The 16,701-nt window shown below is 66.7% G+C and carries 15 protein-coding genes and 1 tRNA gene; 10 read left to right on the plus strand and 6 right to left on the minus strand.

What is annotated here, in order from left to right:
- Window positions 1–62: 62 nt before the first annotated feature.
- From WT97_RS25030 to trxB, 3 genes are all read right to left on the minus strand, one after another.
- Complete coding sequence (locus WT97_RS25030) at window positions 63–686, minus strand: trimeric intracellular cation channel family protein (protein WP_006491172.1); 624 nt, start codon at window positions 684–686, stop codon at window positions 63–65.
- Window positions 673–1,452, minus strand: a complete 780-nt coding sequence (locus tag WT97_RS25035) for a Smr/MutS family protein (protein ID WP_060354607.1) — start codon at window positions 1,450–1,452, stop codon at window positions 673–675. The genes WT97_RS25030 and WT97_RS25035 overlap by 14 nt, the downstream gene beginning before the upstream one ends.
- Before the next feature lie 136 nt (window positions 1,453–1,588).
- Window positions 1,589–2,551 (minus strand): thioredoxin-disulfide reductase, encoded by a 963-nt coding sequence (gene trxB / locus WT97_RS25040; RefSeq protein ID WP_059499913.1) that lies wholly within the window; start codon window positions 2,549–2,551, stop codon window positions 1,589–1,591.
- Between the two features lie 427 nt (window positions 2,552–2,978).
- Between trxB and WT97_RS25045 the strand changes: the two genes are divergently transcribed.
- From WT97_RS25045 to WT97_RS25055, 3 genes are all read left to right on the plus strand, one after another.
- The gene (locus WT97_RS25045; RefSeq protein ID WP_059499914.1) at window positions 2,979–5,288 is read left to right on the plus strand and encodes a DNA translocase FtsK; all 2,310 of its coding nucleotides are present in this window, start codon (window positions 2,979–2,981) and stop codon (window positions 5,286–5,288) included.
- Between the two features lie 37 nt (window positions 5,289–5,325).
- Window positions 5,326–6,015 (plus strand): outer membrane lipoprotein chaperone LolA, encoded by a 690-nt coding sequence (gene lolA, locus WT97_RS25050; protein WP_059499915.1) that lies wholly within the window; start codon window positions 5,326–5,328, stop codon window positions 6,013–6,015.
- Window positions 6,016–6,190: 175 nt separating this feature from the next.
- Window positions 6,191–7,501: a replication-associated recombination protein A gene (locus tag WT97_RS25055; protein ID WP_059499916.1), complete on the plus strand. Its 1,311-nt coding sequence runs from the start codon at window positions 6,191–6,193 to the stop codon at window positions 7,499–7,501.
- Window positions 7,502–7,544: 43 nt separating this feature from the next.
- Here WT97_RS25055 and WT97_RS25060 read toward each other — a convergent pair whose 3' ends face one another.
- Window positions 7,545–7,817, minus strand: coding sequence for a DUF2164 domain-containing protein (locus WT97_RS25060; protein ID WP_059499917.1), 273 nt, complete (start codon window positions 7,815–7,817; stop codon window positions 7,545–7,547).
- Window positions 7,818–8,075: 258 nt separating this feature from the next.
- Between WT97_RS25060 and serS the strand changes: the two genes are divergently transcribed.
- Both serS and WT97_RS25070 read left to right on the plus strand, forming a co-directional pair.
- Window positions 8,076–9,377, plus strand: a complete 1,302-nt coding sequence (gene serS, locus WT97_RS25065; protein WP_059499918.1) for a serine--tRNA ligase — start codon at window positions 8,076–8,078, stop codon at window positions 9,375–9,377.
- Window positions 9,378–9,494: 117 nt separating this feature from the next.
- Window positions 9,495–9,585 (plus strand) — tRNA-Ser (locus WT97_RS25070).
- Window positions 9,586–10,003: 418 nt separating this feature from the next.
- On the opposite strand, the gene WT97_RS25075 is transcribed toward WT97_RS25070, so the two are convergent.
- Window positions 10,004–11,164, minus strand: a complete 1,161-nt coding sequence (locus WT97_RS25075) for an alkane 1-monooxygenase (protein ID WP_059499919.1) — start codon at window positions 11,162–11,164, stop codon at window positions 10,004–10,006.
- 553 nt (window positions 11,165–11,717) lie between these two features.
- Between WT97_RS25075 and WT97_RS25080 the strand changes: the two genes are divergently transcribed.
- The 5 genes from WT97_RS25080 to WT97_RS25100 all read left to right on the plus strand — a co-directional run bounded on the left by WT97_RS25080 (window position 11,718) and on the right by WT97_RS25100 (window position 15,000).
- Window positions 11,718–12,341, plus strand: a complete 624-nt coding sequence (locus tag WT97_RS25080; protein ID WP_257127200.1) for a GNAT family N-acetyltransferase — start codon at window positions 11,718–11,720, stop codon at window positions 12,339–12,341.
- A gap of 169 nt (window positions 12,342–12,510) precedes the next feature.
- A complete protein-coding gene (gene minC / locus WT97_RS25085) occupies window positions 12,511–13,296 on the plus strand; it encodes a septum site-determining protein MinC (protein ID WP_060354608.1) in 786 nt (261 codons plus the stop codon).
- Between the two features lie 59 nt (window positions 13,297–13,355).
- Window positions 13,356–14,171, plus strand: a complete 816-nt coding sequence (gene minD, locus WT97_RS25090) for a septum site-determining protein MinD (RefSeq protein ID WP_006476635.1) — start codon at window positions 13,356–13,358, stop codon at window positions 14,169–14,171.
- 12 nt (window positions 14,172–14,183) lie between these two features.
- Window positions 14,184–14,438: a cell division topological specificity factor MinE gene (gene minE, locus WT97_RS25095; RefSeq protein ID WP_006476634.1), complete on the plus strand. Its 255-nt coding sequence runs from the start codon at window positions 14,184–14,186 to the stop codon at window positions 14,436–14,438.
- 160 nt (window positions 14,439–14,598) lie between these two features.
- On the plus strand, window positions 14,599–15,000 hold the full coding sequence (locus tag WT97_RS25100; protein ID WP_059791586.1) for a YXWGXW repeat-containing protein: 402 nt from the start codon (window positions 14,599–14,601) through the stop codon (window positions 14,998–15,000).
- A gap of 116 nt (window positions 15,001–15,116) precedes the next feature.
- Here the strand turns inward: WT97_RS25100 and WT97_RS25105 are convergent, their stop codons facing one another.
- Window positions 15,117–16,664, minus strand: a complete 1,548-nt coding sequence (locus WT97_RS25105; RefSeq protein ID WP_060354609.1) for a chloride channel protein — start codon at window positions 16,662–16,664, stop codon at window positions 15,117–15,119.
- Window positions 16,665–16,701: the final 37 nt, after the last annotated feature.

A 16,701-nucleotide genomic window follows, 5' to 3' on the forward strand; every position in this document is an offset into this window, starting at 1 on the left:
CCGTTTCGAACGGCCCCTTTTTCGTTTCGGCGATGCAGCCGACGCGTCGGCGGAGGCGTCGGTCAGTGCGGCAACCGCACGTCGAACTTGAACGTCGCGAGCCGTGCGACGAGGATGAAGCCGGTCGCGAGCAGCACGCTGTACACCGAGTCGAACTGCAGCCACACGAGCAGCAGGTAGAACCAGCAGCCGACGAACGCGCAGGTCGCATACGGCCGCGAATCGCGCAGGATCAGTGGGATGTCGTTGCACAGCACGTCGCGGACGATCCCGCCGACCACGCCGGTAATCACGCCCATCATCACCGCGATGAAGCGCGGCATCTCGGCGTCGAGCGCGATCGCCGTGCCCGAGATGCTGAAGATGCCGAGCCCGATCGCATCGGCGATCAGCAGCAGCCGTTCGGCCGACAGCCGCGACAGCATCCGCAGCACGAACGGCGCGAACAGCGCGAGCACGAAGATGGCGATCACGTAGTCGTCGTGCACGACCCAGTAGAACGGCCGGCGCTCGAGCAGGATGTCGCGCAGCGTGCCGCCGCCGAATGCGGTCGCGAGCGCGACGACGAACGTGCCGACCGAGTCGAGGCGGTTCTTGCGTGCCTCGATGAACCCCGAAATCGCGAAGGCCAGCGTGGCGATCGCCTCCAGTACCGCGATCGCGAGCGTCAGCCTAGGATGCGGCACGCGGCCCCCGGTCGGCCGGCGTCGCGTGCGGCTGCAGCAGCACCAGCACCGCGCCCGCGCCGCCGTCGTGGCCGCGGGCCTCGCAGAATGCGATCACCTCTTCCTTCTGCACGAGCCATGCGCGCACCTTGCCCTTCAGCACGGGCTCCTTGCCGATCGAGCCGAGCCCCTTGCCGTGGATCACGCGCAGGCAGCGCAGCCCTTTCTTGCCGGCTTCGCGGATGAATTCGGCGAGCGCATCGCGCGCTTCGTCGCGCCGCATGCCGTGCAGGTCGATCTGCGCCTGCACGATCCATGCGCCGCTCCTCAGCTTGCGCACCACCTCGCGGCTGATGCCGGGGCGGTGGTAGTACAGCGATTCGTCGCTGTCGAGCAGCGTCTCCGGATCGAATTCGTCGGACAGCGTCGCGTTCAGCACGGCTTCCTCGTCGCGCTGCGTCTGTTTCGGCACCGGGTCGGGCGGCATGCGGCCGGACGACGCGCGCGGCGGCGCGTTCAGCGGCCGGATCGCGCCGATTTCGTTGCGGAACAGGTTCGCGTCGGCTTCCGCCTTGCGCTCGGCCTTCGCGGCTTCGATACGCGCGCGTTCGCGACGATCGGCTTCACCTTGCAGCGACTTGCGCAACGCACCGAGGCCCGCGAGGCCCTGGCCGCGCAACGCGGCCGCATCGGGCGCGCGCGGCGGCGCCTCGGGCGCCGGGGTCACGGGACGGGCAGCGATCTTCCGCTTCGCGGGATCGCTCGGATGGGGCTGGTTCTTCGCCATGATTCGGTAACGGGGCAGGCGCGTTCGGGCGCGCGGGCACAAAAAAAGCCGCTGCGCGGCGGCAGCGGCTTTCCGGTCGAGCCCGCTTCGCGGCAGCGGACGCCATTGTAGCGTCCGGCGCGGCAACGCTCCCGGCTTACTTCTTGTCGTGCAGGCTTTCCAGGTAGCGCTGCGCATCGAGCGCGGCCATGCAGCCCGTGCCCGCGCTGGTGATCGCCTGGCGGTACACGTTGTCCTGCACGTCGCCCGCGGCGAACACGCCCGGCACGCTCGTCGACGTCGCGTTGCCTTGCAGGCCGCTCTTCGTCAGGATGTAGCCGTCCTTCATCTCCAGCTGGCCCTGGAACAGGTCGGTGTTCGGCTTGTGGCCGATCGCGACGAACACGCCCTGCACGTGCAGGTCTTCCGTCGCGCCGGTCTTCACGTTCTTGATGCGCAGGCCCGTGACGCCCGATTCCTCGCCCGTCACCTCGTCGAGCACGTGATCCCACTTGATGTCGACGACGCCTTCCTTTTGCTTCTCCAGCAGGCGGTCGATCAGGATCGGCTCCGCGCGGAACTTGTCGCGGCGATGGATCACCGTGACCTTCTTCGCGATGCCGGTCAGGTAGAGCGCTTCCTCGACGGCCGTGTTGCCGCCGCCGATCACCGCGACTTCCTGGCCGCGATAGAAGAAGCCGTCGCAGGTCGCGCAGGCCGACACGCCCTTGCCCATGAACGCTTCCTCGGACGGCAGGCCGAGATACTGCGCCGACGCGCCGGTCGCGATGATCAGCGAGTCGCACGTGTATTCGCCCGAGTCGCCGATCAGGCGGATCGGCTGCTCGTGCAGCTTCGCGGTATGGATGTGGTCGAAGACGATTTCGGTGTTGAAGCGCTCGGCATGCTCGAGAAAGCGCGCCATCAGCTCCGGACCCTGCACGCCGTTCGCGTCGGCCGGCCAGTTTTCGACGTCGGTCGTGGTCATCAGCTGGCCACCCTGCGCGATGCCGGTGATCAGCACCGGCGACAGGTTGGCGCGTGCCGCGTAGACGGCGGCCGTGTAGCCGGCGGGGCCGGAACCGAGAATCAGGACTTTGGCGTGTTTGGGCGTGGACATGTGCGAATCCGTAAAAGGCGGCCGCGGCGGGCGGGGTAGGGCTCGCCGTACGATCCGGGTTGACCGGGATGCCGTCATAGATGGGTATCAGACGCGCATTATAAAGGCCCCGTTGCTGCGCTGCCGAACGAGAGTTTCAATCGCGACGATAGTGTCTCGCGGGCGGCCGGCCGGCGCGGCAAGCAGGGCGGGGCGCCAGCGACGACCTCCGGCACCGCCGCATCGGGCGGCGCACTGCCACAGTCGAGCGCGAGTGACGGGCCGGCGCGTGTCGGGCTCGCACGCGCGGTATCCCGGTATCCGCTCGATGCGTGATCCCGACCCTCTTATGTAACCGTCATTTACACTTGGCGGCGCGGTGCAGCGTTTACAATAAGCGCGATCGAACGACAGGCGGGCGCACGGCCCGTCCTCTTTATACGGATTCATGGCAAAAGCTCCTTATTCCGCCCAGGCACAGGCGTTGCCGCACCGGATGTCGAAGCTCCTCACGGAGATCCGCTGGATTCTCCAGGTCGCGCTCTGCGCCTTTCTGGTGATGGCCCTGCTGAGCTACAGCCGGCGCGATCCAAGCTGGACGCATGCCGCCCAGGTCGATCACATCTCGAACTGGGCCGGCCGCGTCGGCGCGTGGACGGCCGACATCATCCTGCTGCTGTTCGGCCTGTCGGCCTACTGGCTGATCGTGCCGCTCGGGCGGCGCATCGCCGTCAACTACCGCCGCATCACGCGCCACGACGCGATTCCGGACGAACCGGAGCGCCCGATCGGCTGGCTGACCGAAATCCTTGCGTTCGTGCTGGTCGTGCTCGCCTGCGACGGCATCGAGGCGCTGCGCATGTGGTCGCTGAAGGTGCAGTTGCCGCGTGCGCCGGGCGGCGTCGTCGGCGAGGCCGTCGCGGGTGCGATGTCGCATGCGTTCGGCTTCACGGGCGGCACGCTGTTGCTGCTGATCGCGCTCGCGATCGGCCTGTCGCTGTATTTCCGCTTCTCGTGGCTGTCGGTCGCCGAGCGGGTCGGCGGCGCGATCCTGTCCGCGGTCAACGTCGCGAAGCTGCGCCGCGAGGCCGAGCGCGACCGCAAGCTCGGCGAGGCCGCGGCGGTGCGCCGCGAAGGCAAGGTCGAAGAGGAGCGCGTGCGCATCGAGGATCACGAGCCGGTGACGATCGTGCCGCCGGTCGTCACGCCCGCGAAGTCCGAGCGCGTCGAGCGCGAGCGCCAGGTGCCGTTGTTTACCGACCTGCCGGGCGATTCGACGCTGCCGCCGGTGTCGCTGCTCGATCCCGCGCCGAAGACGCAGGAAGCGATTTCCGCCGATACGCTCGAATTCACGTCGCGCCTGATCGAGAAGAAGCTGAAGGACTTCGGCGTCGAGGCGAGCGTCGTCGCCGCGTATCCGGGCCCGGTCGTCACGCGCTACGAGATCGAACCGGCCACCGGCGTGAAGGGCAGCCAGATCGTCAACCTCGCGAAGGATCTCGCGCGTTCGCTGTCGCTCGTGTCGATCCGCGTGGTCGAGACGATTCCCGGCAAGAACTACATGGCGCTCGAGCTGCCGAACCAGCGCCGCCAGACGGTGCACCTGTCTGAGATCATCGGCTCCGAGGTGTATGCGGCCGCAGCGTCGGCGCTGACGCTGAGCCTCGGCAAGGACATCGGCGGCAAGCCGGTGTGCGCGGATCTCGCGAAGATGCCGCACCTGCTGGTGGCCGGTACGACCGGTTCGGGCAAGTCGGTCGGGATCAACGCGATGATCCTGTCGCTGCTGTACAAGGCCACCGCCGAGCAGGTGCGCCTGATCCTGATCGATCCGAAGATGCTCGAAATGAGCGTCTACGAAGGCATTCCGCACCTGCTGTGCCCGGTCGTCACCGACATGCGCCAGGCCGGCCATGCGCTGAACTGGACGGTCGCGGAGATGGAGCGCCGCTACAAGCTGATGAGCAAGCTCGGCGTGCGCAACCTCGCGGGCTACAACAACAAGATCGACGAGGCGGCGAAGCGCGAGGAGAAGATCCCGAACCCGTTCAGCCTGACGCCGGACGATCCCGAGCCGCTCGGCCGGCTGCCGAACATCGTCGTCGTGATCGACGAGCTGGCCGACCTGATGATGGTCGTCGGCAAGAAGGTCGAGGAGCTGATCGCGCGGATCGCGCAGAAGGCGCGTGCGGCCGGCATCCACCTGATCCTCGCGACGCAGCGGCCGTCCGTCGACGTGATCACCGGCCTGATCAAGGCGAACGTGCCGACGCGGATTGCGTTCCAGGTGTCGTCGAAGATCGACTCGCGCACGATTCTCGACCAGATGGGCGCCGAATCGCTGCTCGGGATGGGCGACATGCTGTACCTGCCGCCCGGCTCGGGATTGCCGGTGCGCGTGCACGGCGCGTTCGTCGCCGACGACGAAGTGCATCGCGTCGTCGAGAAGCTCAAGGAGCAGGGCGAGCCGAATTACGTCGAGGGCCTGCTCGAAGGCGGCACCGCCGACGGCGACGAGGGCTCGGCCGGCGCGGGAACCGGCGAAGGCGGCGGCGAGTCTGATCCGCTGTACGACCAGGCGGTCGAGATCGTCATCAAGAACCGCCGCGCGTCGATCTCGCTCGTGCAGCGTCATCTGCGGATCGGCTACAACCGCGCGGCGCGGCTGCTCGAGCAGATGGAACAGTCGGGGCTCGTGTCGGCGATGTCGTCGAGCGGCAACCGCGAAATTCTTGTGCCGGCGCGCGACGCGGAATGAGTCCGCGGCGCCGGCCACCCAGGGAGAAAACCGCAATATGCAGCAACATTCGTTCGCAATGTCTCTTCGTTCGACGCGGCGCTGGCTCGGCGCGGCGCTCGCCGGCGCATCGCTGATGCTCGCGGCGACGCACGCGTTCGCGGGCGGCACCGAGCAACTGAAGGCCTTCGTGTCGCAGGTACGTTCGGCGAAGGGCGATTTCACGCAGCAGATCGTCAAGGCGCCGGCCAAGGGCGCGAGCGCCGCGCAGGCCGCGCCGAAGCCCACCGACAATTCGAGCGGCACGTTCGTGTTCTCGCGGCCTGGCAAATTCATCTGGACGTATCAGAAGCCGTACCAGCAGGTGCTGCAGGCCGACGGCGACAAGCTGTACGTGTACGACCGCGACCTGAACCAGGTCACCGAGCGCAAGCTGAACGGCGCACTCGGTGCGAGCCCGGCCGCGATCCTGTTCGGCAGCAACGATCTCGACAAGAGCTACACGTTGCGCGATGCCGGCGAGAAGGGCGGCATCGAGTGGCTCGAGATGCTGCCGAAGGCGCAGGACACGCAGTTCCAGCGGATCGGCATCGGCTTCCGGAACGGCACGCTCGCCGCGATGGAGCTGCACGACGTGTTCGGCAACGTGACGCTGCTGACCTTCACGAACATCCAGACGAACCCGCCGCTGAAGGGCGATACGTTCAAGTTCGTCGTGCCGAAGGGCGCGGACGTGATCAACGGCTGACGGGCGCCGCGCGCTGCTTTTCCGCAACGGGCCTGCCGGCGACGGCAGGCCCGTGTCGTTTCTGTGGGTGGGCACCGGCCCGGACACCGGGCGCGGCGGCGCCGTCGTGCGGCTGTCATAATGTCGAGTCCGGCGGCCGGTTCGGTCGCCATCGTTTGATGTGGAGCGAGGGTTCATGTCCGACCTGTTTCAAGTCGAGCCGCGCCGGCCGCTCGCCGAGGCGCTGCGGCCGAAAACGCTCGCCGAGGTGATCGGCCAGACGCATTTGCTGGGCGAAGGCAAGCCGCTGCGGCTCGCGTTCGAATCGGGCAAGCCGCATTCGATGATCCTGTGGGGGCCGCCCGGCGTCGGCAAGACGACGCTCGCGCGGCTCACTGCGCTCGCGTTCGACTGCGAGTTCATCGCGCTGTCCGCGGTGCTCGGCGGCGTGAAGGACATCCGCGAGTCGATGGAGCAGGCGAAGGACACGCTGAACCGCACCGGGCGCCACACGATCCTGTTTGTCGACGAGATCCACCGTTTCAACAAGGGGCAGCAGGATGCGCTGCTGCCGTTCGTCGAGTCGGGCCTCGTGACCTTCATCGGCGCGACGACCGAAAACCCGAGTTTCGAGGTCAATTCGGCGTTGCTGTCGCGTGCGCAGGTGTACGTACTGAAGTCGCTGAACGACGACGAGATGCGCCAGTTGCTGAAGCGTGCGCAGGACATCGCGCTCGACGGCCTCGCGTTCGACGACAAGGCGATCGATACGCTGGTCGGCTACGCGGACGGCGACGCGCGCCGCTTCCTGAACCTGCTCGAACAGGCGCAGACGGCGGCGACGTCGGCCGGGGTCGCGACGATCGATGCCGATTTCGTCAGCAGCGCGATGACGCTGAACGCGCGGCGCTTCGACAAGGGCGGCGACAACTTCTACGACCAGATTTCGGCGCTGCACAAGTCGGTGCGCGGCTCGAGCCCGGACGGCGCGCTGTACTGGTTCTGCCGGATGCTCGACGGCGGCGCGGATCCGAAGTATCTCGCGCGGCGCATCGTGCGGATGGCATGGGAAGACATCGGCCTGGCCGATCCGCGCGCGTTGCAGGTGGCGAACGACGCCGCCGAAACCTACGAGCGGCTCGGTTCGCCGGAAGGCGAACTCGCGCTCGGGCAGGCCGTGATCTATCTCGCGTGCGCGGCGAAGAGCAACGCCGGCTACAACGCGTTCAACCAGGCGATGGCGTTCGTGAAGCAGGACAAGTCGCGCGAGGTGCCCGTGCACCTGCGCAACGCGCCGACCAAGCTGATGAAGGAGCTCGGCTACGGTCACGCTTATCGTTACGCGCACGACGAGCCGAACGCGTACGCGGCCGGCGAGACGTACCTGCCGGACGGGATGCGCGAGCCGCGCTGGTATCAGCCGGTGCCGCGCGGGCTCGAATCGAAGATCGCCGACAAGCTTGCATGGCTGCGCGAGCTCGATCGCGAGGCCGGCAAGAAGGACTGACGGCGCCGCGCGGGGCGCTCCGGCCTGCGCCGCCGCGGATGCGTCAGCGCTTGTTGCGGCCCGGCGGTTGCTTCTTCCAGTATTCGAACGGCTCTTCGTGGCATTCGATGTCGAGTTCGGCGACTCGCGCATGCAGGCGTTCCTGCGCGTCGGCGATCGCGAGGTTGTAGATCGCCGGCGCGATTTCCTGGACGAAGAAATGCAGCAGCGCGCCGGCCTGGATGTTGCCGATCGGCTCGTCCATGTTTTCTGTGAAATAACGTTGCAGCGACGCGATCGCGCGGTCGCGTAGATCCTTGTCGAGTTCGATGGTCATCGGATTCCCTGGAGGCTGTGACGCGGAGCCGGCGCTCCGCTCGATTCGGTTGCCGCGAGCCGGCGCGGGCGTATCGCGAGCGTATTGCGATCCGTCATCGCGAGGCGCTCGGCCGTTCGCCGGCCGCCGATGCGGCGGACCGCCAGTGCGATACTGCCATGGCCGCCCATTTGCGACATCGTCCGTCCGGACGGTGCCGTGGCGGCCGCGGGGTGCGTTAGAATTCCCTTCTTACACAACGATTTTCCAAGTCCTCCCATGCTCGACATCCAGTTGCTGCGCAAAGACCTCGACGGCGTCGCCAAGCGCCTCGCCGATCGCGGCTACACCCTCGACGTCGCCGCGTTCTCCGCCCTCGAGGCGGAGCGCCGCGCGATCCAGACCCACACCGAAGAGCTTCAGGCGCGCCGCAACAGCCTGTCGAAGCAGATCGGCGCGATGAAGGGGAAGGGCGAGGACACGTCGGCCGTGATGGCCGAGGTCGGCGGGATCGGCGACGACATGAAGGCGTCGGAAGCCAAGCTCGGCGAGATCCAGGCGCGCCTGTCCGACCTGATGCTGGGCATGCCGAACGTCGCGCACGAAAGCGTGCCGGTCGGCAAGGACGAAGCCGACAACGTCGAGGTGCGCCGCTGGGGCACGCCGCGCCAGTTCGACTTCGAGGTGAAGGATCACGTCGACGTCGGCACGCCGCTCGGTCTCGATTTCGAGACGGGTGCGAAGCTCGCCGGTGCGCGCTTCACGATGCTGCGTGGCCCGATCGCACGCCTGCACCGCGCGCTCGCGCAGTTCATGATCGACACGCACACGCAGCAGCACGGCTATACCGAAACGTATACGCCGTACATCGTGAATCCCGAGATCCTGTACGGCACGGGCCAGTTGCCGAAGTTCGCGGACGACATGTTCCGCGTCGAGAAGGGCGGCGCGGAAAACACGGTCACGCAATACCTGATTTCCACGTCCGAGATTTCGCTGACGAACACCGTGCGCGAGTCGATCGTCGACGCATCCGCGCTGCCGATCAAGCTCACCGCGCATTCCCCGTGCTTCCGTTCGGAAGCCGGTTCGTACGGCCGCGACACGCGCGGGATGATCCGTCAGCACCAGTTCGACAAGGTCGAGATGGTGCAGGTCGTCGCGCCGGAAACGTCGTACGCGGCGCTCGACGAGATGGTCGGCCACGCGGAAGCGATCCTGCAGAAGCTCGGCCTGCCGTACCGCGTGATCACGCTGTGCACGGGCGACATGGGCTTTTCGGCGGCGAAGACGTTCGACCTCGAGGTGTGGCTGCCCGCGCAGAACACCTATCGCGAGATCTCGAGCTGCTCGAACACCGAGGCGTTCCAGGCGCGCCGGATGCAGGCGCGGTTCCGCAACGCGCAAGGCAAGCCGGAGCTCGTGCATACGTTGAACGGTTCGGGCCTGGCGGTCGGCCGCACGCTCGTCGCGGTGCTGGAGAACTACCAGAACGCGGACGGCTCGGTCACGGTGCCGGAAGTGCTGCGTCCGTACATGGGTGGCATCGAGCGGATCGACGCGCCGGCACAGGCGTCGTAACGCGGGCCTTCCGAAGCCCTGCAAAAAAATTTGCCGAAGGGGCTTGTCAGCCAAGAAAAGATCGTTTTATAATCTTTTCTTTCGCGGAAACGACCAACCGCGAAATGCAGTAAGGAAGGAGAGGTGGCAGAGTGGTCGAATGTACCTGACTCGAAATCAGGCGTACGGTTTCCCCGTACCGTGGGTTCGAATCCCACCCTCTCCGCCAAAATACGAAGCCCCTTGATCCGGAAGGATCAAGGGGTTTTTCGTTTTGAGCCGCCGGTGCAATGTGTCGATTGCCGATGCGGCGACGGCAGGCCGGCTACCGGCGCATCGGGTCGTGCCGAGACAATAGCGATTCCACTGCGCGCACGATCGTGCCGCATCGTCGATGCAGTCTCGCTGCATGACGAGCCCACCCGCCGGCGACGAACCGACCGTCGGAAGTCCTGACGGTTATTTTGCCGATTGAGGTCATCGCGGTCGTGGATCTTCGCAGCGCTCGTCGAGCGCGCCACGGCCACGCCGCAGAAGGACCATGTTCGATTAGGCGTGACGGCGTAGCTGCCACACCGAGCGCGCGCAAAACCGGCGCGTCGACCGTTTCAAGCCGCGTCCGCCGGCTTCTCCCCCATCCCGAACGATCACGCCGCCGCCGGATACTGCGCCAGCACCCTGTCGCGGATCGACGGCTTGATGTTCGAGTGCGCCATGTCGCCGCGATAGTGCGCGACCACGCGCGGGTTCATCACGCGATACCAGAGCGGCGGGACGTACGCGAGCAGGATCATCGTCGCGTAGCCGGCCGGCAACTGCGGCGCATCGTCGAAGTGGCGCAGTGCCTGGTACGAGCGCGTCGGATTCGCGTGATGGTCGGCGTGTCGCTGCAACTGGTACAGGAACAGGTTCGTGACGACGTGATTGCTGTTCCACGAATGCTGCGGTGTGCAGCGTTCGTAGCGGCCGCTTGGCAGCTTGCGACGGCCGAGCCCGTAGTGTTCGACGTAGTTCACGACTTCGAGCAGCGACGCGCCGTAGACGGCCTGGATCACGAGGAACGGGATCGCGACCTTGCCGGCCACCGCGATCGCGATGCCCCACACGACCGCAGTCATCGCCCACGCGTGCAGCACTTCGTTGCGCCAGGTCCACGGCGAATGCCCGAGCCGTTCGAGGCGGCCCTTTTCGAGCCGCCACGCCGAGCGGATGCTGCCGGTCACCGTGCGCGGCAGGAATGCCCAGAACGACTCGCCGTAGCGCGCGCTCGCCGGATCCTCGGCCGTCGCGACGCGCACGTGATGGCCGCGATTGTGCTCGACGTAGAAGTGGCCGTAAGCGACCGGCGCGAGCGTGATCTTCGCGAGCCAGCGTTCGAAGCGGTCGGTCTTGTGTCCGAGCTCGTGCGCGGTATTGATCGAGATGCCCGTCGCGGCGCCGAGCGAGAGCGCGAAGCCGACGTAGTCGTACCACGCGAGCGTATGTGTGCCGACGATCCACACGCACATGAAGAACGCGACGTATTCGACGAAAGTCGCGAGATAGACGATGTGCCGGTAATAGCGCTCGCGTTCCAGATGCGGCACGACGGCTTCGGGCGGATTGTCGCGATCGTCGCCGATCAGCGTGTCGAGGATCGGGATCACGCCGAACGCGAACAGCGGGCCGAACCACCAGAACACGTGAAGGCCCGTCGACAGCGCGAGCTGCGCGGCGAGGATCGGCAGCGTGATCGTCAGCGCGCCGAGCAGCCACAGATAACGCTTGCCATCCGACCAGCCCGAAGCCGGTCCGTCGGTCATTGCCATTGTCTCCCTCCAGTCGGCCGGCCCGCGGGCGGCCGCATGCAACATCGTTCGAATCCTCGTGGTCCGCGACGCGCGCGGCCGCCGGATCGTCGTCCGGTTCTGCCTGTTATACGACCGGTGCGCGCGCTTGCCAAACTCCGGCGCTAGGCGTGTCGCTCCAAACGACGGGGTGCGCGCAACATGCGTCGGGGAGGGGCCGACGCGCGCTGATTGAAACATGTCGACGCGGGTGGATCGGCCCGCGGCGGCGAGGTGTTTGTCGGAGGAATGACTCCGCAGGCGGCAAGCACAGGTCGATACGACGAGTTACAACAAATGTTGCGTTGCAATAGAGAGGTCGGCGAAGGAGGGGCGCAGCGGGCTTTTCGTTTGCTTATATTACGGAGCATTACGGTCGCGGCGATGCAATGCAACGCGGCTCGAAACCGGACGACCACGCGCCGCAAGGAGAACGACGCGAAGCGTCGGATCGCCAGATCGCGCTCACCGTCGGCGGGCCTGCGTCGATGTGCTGATGCTGCACCTGCACACCGGGCGGCGCGTATCGCCGCTGATGACATCTGCCGCCTTTCGATCCGCGCCGCCATTTGAAAATTACGATTTGACTCATGCCCCGCTTTCGGTTGAAGCTACTAGCTTGCTGTCCGAAGGGGGCTGTGCCTGCATGAGTTCGACCTTGACCGTTCGTCGTATCGCTGCCGATCAGGGCGGCGTGTATCGCGAACTCCGCGCCGCGTCGCTGCGTGAGCCCTACGCACCCGGCGAAGCGCCGGAGGCCGAATTGCTGACCGTCGAAACGGACGAGGCGTCGGCGATTGCCGCGCAGCGCGCCGTGTCCGACGAGTCGACGACTTTCCTGCTGTACACCGAAGGCCACCCGGCCGGCATGATCGGCGCGTATTTCGACAACAGCCCCGATCGGCGCGCGTTCGTCAGCGAATTGTGGGTCGCGCATGCGGTGCGTCACCTGCGCGGCGGCGTGCTGCTGCTGGAGACGGCCACCGCATGGCTCGCCGAGCGCGGCGCCACCGACGTCTACGCGTGGATCGCCGATGCGAACCGCAACGCGATCCGCTTCTACGAGCGTGCCGGCTTCGGCAACACCGGCGAACACGCACCGATCGCACGGATGCCCGGCGCGATGAAATCGCTGTTCGTGTCGCAGGTGAAGCACTGACGCGACCTCAAAAAGGCCACCGCGTGGCGCGATGACAGCCCGGTCGCCCACCGGCCCGCCCGCTGGCCGGTGGCGCGTCCGCGCGGGTCGCCGCCACGCCTCGTCCCAAAAATAATGGCCGCACGCGTGGACGCCTGTAAAATACGCAAAAAATTTTTGCAGAGTGTCCATGTCGCTTAAAAAATCGCCATTCTTCGAGCTGCGCAGCGGATCGGTCGATACGTTGCTGTTCACCGTGAAGACGACCGATCTCGATGCGTTGCGTACCGAACTGGTCAAGCGCTTCGAAGCGACTCCCGAGTTTTTCGCCGACGATGTCGTCGCGATCGACGTCCGCCGCCTGGCTGACGGCGAACGCGTCGCGCTCGCGGACATCCGGCAGATGCTGAACGACGTGCGGATGCGTCCGGTGGGCGTCGTCGCACTGGCAACGCAGGGCTGGGCGGGGGAAGCCGGCCTGCCGTTGCTGGAGGCGCGCGATCGCCGCGCGCCGGCCGCGAAACCTGCCGACGAAGCGGAACCGGCGGCCGTGCCAGCCGCCGAAACCGCCGCCGCTGCGGCAACCGCAGCGGCGCCCGAACAGTCGTCGGAGCTCGCGCCGACGCTCTCGCAGGCCGGCGGCCAGACGCTGGTGATCGACCGGCCGCTGCGTTCGGGGCAGCAGATTTACGCGAAAGGAGACCTCGTGGTGCTCGCGCCGGTCAGTCACGGTGCGGAAATCATCGCGGAAGGCAATATCCACATCTACGCGCCGTTGCGCGGCCGCGCGCTGGCGGGCGTGCACGGCAATCACGACGCGCGCATTTTCTGCACGTGTCTCGAACCGGAACTGATTTCGATCGCGGGTATCTATCGAACGACCGAGAACCCGCTGCCCGCCGACGTACTGGGCAAATCGGTGCAGATCCGGCTCGAAGAGGAAAAACTGATGATCGAACCGCTGCGGCTGACGTGATTCACGCGGTGCGCTCCGGATCGATCGGCTCTCATTGACGAACACAGGGTATTGGGTAAATGGCAAAAATCATCGTGGTGACCTCGGGCAAGGGCGGCGTGGGCAAGACGACGACGAGCGCGAGCTTCGCGTCGGGCCTCGCGCTGCGCGGCCACAAGACGGCCGTGATCGACTTCGACGTCGGCCTGCGCAACCTCGATCTCATCATGGGCTGCGAGCGTCGCGTCGTGTATGACCTCGTGAACGTGATCCAGGGCGAAGCGAACCTGAACCAGGCGCTGATCAAGGACAAGAAGTGCGAGAACCTGTTCATCCTGCCGGCGTCGCAGACGCGCGACAAGGACGCGCTGACGCGCGACGGCGTCGAGAAGGTGCTGAACGATCTCGTCGCGATGGACTTCGAATACATCGTCTGCGATTCGCCGGCCGGTATCGAGGCGGGCGCGCTGCACGCGATGTACTTCGCGGATGAAGCGCTGATCGTCACGAACCCGGAAGTGTCGTCGGTGCGCGACTCGGATCGCATTCTCGGCATCCTGTCGTCGAAGACGAAGCGCGCGACCGAAGGCAAGGAGCCGATCAAGGAACATCTGCTGATCACGCGTTACAGCCCGAAGCGCGTGAGCGAGGGCGAGATGCTGTCGCTCGAGGACATCAGCGAGATCCTGCGCATCAAGCTGATCGGCGTGGTGCCGGAGTCGGAGGCCGTGCTGCACGCATCGAACCAGGGTCTGCCGGCCGTGCACATCGACGGCACCGACGTCGCGGAAGCGTACAAGGACGTCGTCGCGCGCTTTCTCGGCGAGGACAAGCCGCTGCGCTTCACCGATTACCAGAAGCCGGGCCTGCTGCAGCGCCTCTTCGGCAGCAAGTAACGGAGGCCTCCCATGTCCATCCTTTCGTTTCTCCTCGGCGAGAAGAAGAAGTCCGCATCGGTCGCGAAGGAGCGCCTGCAGCTCATCATCGCGCACGAGCGGGTCGGCGGCCGGCCGCCGGCCGATTACCTGCCCGCGCTGCAGAAAGAGCTCGTCGCGGTCATCTCGAAGTACGTTCATATTTCCGACGATGACATTCGCGTGAGCCTCGAGCGCCAGGACGATCTCGAAGTCCTCGAAGTGAAGATCGAGATCCCGCAAGCCTGACGCTTGCGCGCGTCCTTCCGCACGGCGGCGCCCGCCGCCGTGCGCGTCTTACGCCCTGTTGCACTTTCGGGCACGCCGTAACACGGCGCCTGTCGGCCGTAATCGACCCTCCCGCATTGAACGAATACGCTCGCGTGACTTGTTCAACCCGGAGGTTGTGATGGCCGTTTCTACCGTTTCACGTCGTATCGTTTCGCTCGCGCTGTTCGCCGCGGGCCTGTCAGCCGTCGTCGCACCGTGTGCCGCGCATGCGGACGAGATGCTCGTCGGCACGCCCGTGCTCGCGCCGCAGGGGCGCATGGTCATCGCGGAGCCGGTCGCCGTGCGCACCGGGGAAATCGTCGTCGTCGCGCCGAATGCGCCGCCGCCCGTGCGCTACGAGGTCGTACCGGCCACGCGCGTGGGCTATGTGTGGGAGCGCGGGCACTGGCACTGGGATCATGGCCGCTACGTGTGGATCGGCGGCCACTGGGAAGCCGAGCGCGTGGGCATGCAATGGGTGCCGGGGCATTGGGACCAGCGCGGCCCGAACTGGTTCTGGACGCGTGGCCACTGGGCTTGACGGAGGCGCGCGATGAAAAGAACCGCAATCGCCATCGTGCTCGTCGCGATCACGCTGGCCGGGTGCATCGTCGTGCCGGCGCGGCCGGTCTACTACCGGCCGGCACCCGTCGTGATCTACTGAGCGTCGCGGGGGCCGTGCCGCTGCGCCGGACCGTCTGCGTCGGTCGCGGCCGGCCCGGCATCGTGCGGCGCATGCGCGGCGCTGTCGGCCGCTGAGGCGGCCGGCTCGTTGCCGCCTTCGTCGCGCAGCGTGTCGAGCGGATCGGCGGGGGCCGCGTTCGCATCCTGGGGTTCGGTCACGTCGGTCACGTTGCCCGCAGTGGCCGCTGCGGCGGCCGCTGCCGGCGCGGCGGCAGCGGCCGGCGGCGCGAGATAGCGCTGCGCGAGCGTTTCGTAGAGCGGTGGCGCGAAAAAGCGCGAGACCCGGCTCGATACCAGTGCGGTCGCCATCAGCGAAATCACCAGCGCATGACCGTTGATCATTTCCATCACGATCACGAACGACGTGATCGGCGACTGCGTGACGGCGGCGAGATAGCCGACCATCGCGAGCGCGATCAGCATCGGCAGGCTCATGTTGCTGAACACGGCGTGCAGCAGGTTGCCGAAGCCGGCGCCGATCGACAGCGACGGCGCGAAGATCCCGCCCGGGATGCCCGGCAGGTACGACGCGACCATCGAGATCATCTTCAGGAACGGATAGAACACCGACAGTTGCTGGCTGCCGTCGAGCAGGCCGCGCGCCTCGGCATAGCCGCTGCCGAACGTCGTGCCGCCGGATACGAGGCCCACGACGGCGATCGCGAAGCCGCACAGCGCGGCGAACGCGATCGGCCGCTCGCGATACAGGCCCAGCAGTTGCGCGGGCAGCCAGCGCCCCGTGTTGAGCAGCAGCCAGCAGAACAGGCCGCCCGCGATGCCCGTCACGATCGCGGTGACCAGCACCGCGACCGCCAGCAGTTTCGGGAAATGGAGGCCGGCGTCGATCGTGCCGAAATACGTGTAGTTGCCGTTCAGGCCGAGCGCGACGACGCCGGCGAGGATGATCGCGGTGATCAGTACGCCGCTGGCGCGCGCGGAGAAGCTGCGGGTCAGCTCCTCGATCGCGAACACGATCCCGGCGAGCGGCGTATTGAAGGCGGCCGACAGCCCGGCCGCCGCGCCGGCCAGCACCAGCTGGCGTTCGATCTGCGCGTTCGAGCGCGGGTAGAAGCGCCGCAGGTTGAACATCAGCGCCGCACCCACCTGTACCGTCGGCCCTTCGCGACCGATCGTGAAGCCGCCCAGGATGCCGAGGAACGAGATCAGCACCTTGCCGAACAGGATGCGCAGCGTCAGCAGCCGAGCGCCGAATGCGCTCGGGCGCGCATGCAGCGTCGCGATCACCTGCGGGATGCCGCTGCCCTCGGCGCCGCGAAAAAAGCGCCGCGTGATCCATGCCGACATCGCGGCGATCGCCGGTGTCAGCAACAGCGGCAGCCAGACGGCGTGATCGCGCATCGCGCGGAAGGTCTCGTAACCCCAGTCGATCAACCGGGCGTACAGTACGGCGGCGAGGCCGACGACGATCGCGCCCAGCCAGAAAACACCATATTGGCGCCAGATTCGCAGCGAGCGGCGGGTGAGGGCGGGAAACAGCGCGGGGAGGGCGGGGCGCGGCATTGGGGCGGGCCGGAGGGGCAAAGAGTCGATTATAAAA

Source organism: Burkholderia sp. MSMB1459WGS, assembly GCF_001534535.1.
Classification (GTDB): domain Bacteria; phylum Pseudomonadota; class Gammaproteobacteria; order Burkholderiales; family Burkholderiaceae; genus Burkholderia.

Bases quoted from the DNA above. Each gene is read 5' to 3' on its own strand.
- minE (WP_006476634.1), top strand. From the start codon at position 14,184: ATGTCCATCCTTTCGTTTCTCCTCGGCGAGAAGAAGAAGTCCGCATCG.
- WT97_RS25055 (WP_059499916.1), top strand. From the start codon at position 6,191: ATGTCCGACCTGTTTCAAGTCGAGCCGCGCCGGCCGCTCGCCGAGGCG.
- WT97_RS25075 (WP_059499919.1), bottom strand. From the start codon at position 11,164: ATGGCAATGACCGACGGACCGGCTTCGGGCTGGTCGGATGGCAAGCGT.
- WT97_RS25035 (WP_060354607.1), bottom strand. From the start codon at position 1,452: ATGGCGAAGAACCAGCCCCATCCGAGCGATCCCGCGAAGCGGAAGATC.
- WT97_RS25105 (WP_060354609.1), bottom strand. From the start codon at position 16,664: ATGCCGCGCCCCGCCCTCCCCGCGCTGTTTCCCGCCCTCACCCGCCGC.
- trxB (WP_059499913.1), bottom strand. From the start codon at position 2,551: ATGTCCACGCCCAAACACGCCAAAGTCCTGATTCTCGGTTCCGGCCCC.
- WT97_RS25045 (WP_059499914.1), top strand. From the start codon at position 2,979: ATGGCAAAAGCTCCTTATTCCGCCCAGGCACAGGCGTTGCCGCACCGG.
- WT97_RS25080 (WP_257127200.1), top strand. From the start codon at position 11,718: ATGACATCTGCCGCCTTTCGATCCGCGCCGCCATTTGAAAATTACGAT.
- WT97_RS25100 (WP_059791586.1), top strand. From the start codon at position 14,599: ATGGCCGTTTCTACCGTTTCACGTCGTATCGTTTCGCTCGCGCTGTTC.
- lolA (WP_059499915.1), top strand. From the start codon at position 5,326: ATGCAGCAACATTCGTTCGCAATGTCTCTTCGTTCGACGCGGCGCTGG.
- WT97_RS25060 (WP_059499917.1), bottom strand. From the start codon at position 7,817: ATGACCATCGAACTCGACAAGGATCTACGCGACCGCGCGATCGCGTCG.
- serS (WP_059499918.1), top strand. From the start codon at position 8,076: ATGCTCGACATCCAGTTGCTGCGCAAAGACCTCGACGGCGTCGCCAAG.
- minC (WP_060354608.1), top strand. From the start codon at position 12,511: ATGTCGCTTAAAAAATCGCCATTCTTCGAGCTGCGCAGCGGATCGGTC.
- minD (WP_006476635.1), top strand. From the start codon at position 13,356: ATGGCAAAAATCATCGTGGTGACCTCGGGCAAGGGCGGCGTGGGCAAG.